This window comes from Corynebacterium sp. HMSC071F07, from assembly GCF_001810285.1.
Lineage (GTDB): Bacteria > Actinomycetota > Actinomycetes > Mycobacteriales > Mycobacteriaceae > Corynebacterium > Corynebacterium simulans.
Genome location: NZ_KV800679.1, coordinates 1 through 732, shown reverse-complemented (window position 1 = coordinate 732; position 732 = coordinate 1). Strand labels below are relative to the sequence as shown.

The 732-nt window shown below is 54.0% G+C and carries 1 rRNA gene; it reads left to right on the top strand.

Features of this window, described 5'->3' with window-relative positions:
• Positions 1-732, top strand: a 23S ribosomal RNA gene (locus HMPREF2724_RS01230); the annotation flags it as partial.

Genomic DNA, 732 nt, shown 5'->3' with positions numbered 1-732 from the left:
ATAGTTCCTGAAACCATGTGCTTACAATCCGTCAGAGCACCGTTTGTGTGTGATGGCGTGCCTTTTGAAGAATGAGCCTGCGAGTCAGCGGCATGTCGCGAGGTTAACCCGTGTGGGGTAGCCGTAGGGAAACCGAATCCTAATGGGGTGTTAAGTGGCATGTCCTGGACCCGAAGCGGGGTGATCTACCCATGGCCAGTGTGAAGCAGCAGTAAGATGCTGTGGAGGCGCGAACCCACGTAGGTTGAAAACTGCGGGGATGAGCTGTGGGTAGGGGTGAAAGGCCAATCAAACTCCGTGATAGCTGGTTCTCCCCGAAATGCATTTAGGTGCAGCGTCGCATTAGCTTGGTGGAGGTAGAGCTACTGGTTGGTTGAGCGGGACTACAATCTTAGCAATGTCAGCCAAACTCCGAATGCCATTAATGTGTTGTGCGGCAGTGAGACTGTGGGGGATAAGCTTCATAGTCGAGAGGGAAACAGCCCAGATCGCCGGTTAAGGCCCCTAAGGGTGTGCTAAGTGGAAAAGGATGTGGGATCGCGAAGACAGCCAGGAGGTTGGCTTAGAAGCAGCCATCCTTGAAAGAGTGCGTAATAGCTCACTGGTCGAGTGGTTCTGCGCCGACAATGTAGTGGGGCTCAAGCACACCGCCGAAGCCGCGGCAATAATTTTTGTTATTGGGTAGGGGAGCGTCGTGCACGTGTTGAAGCGTTACCGTAAGGAGGCGTGGAG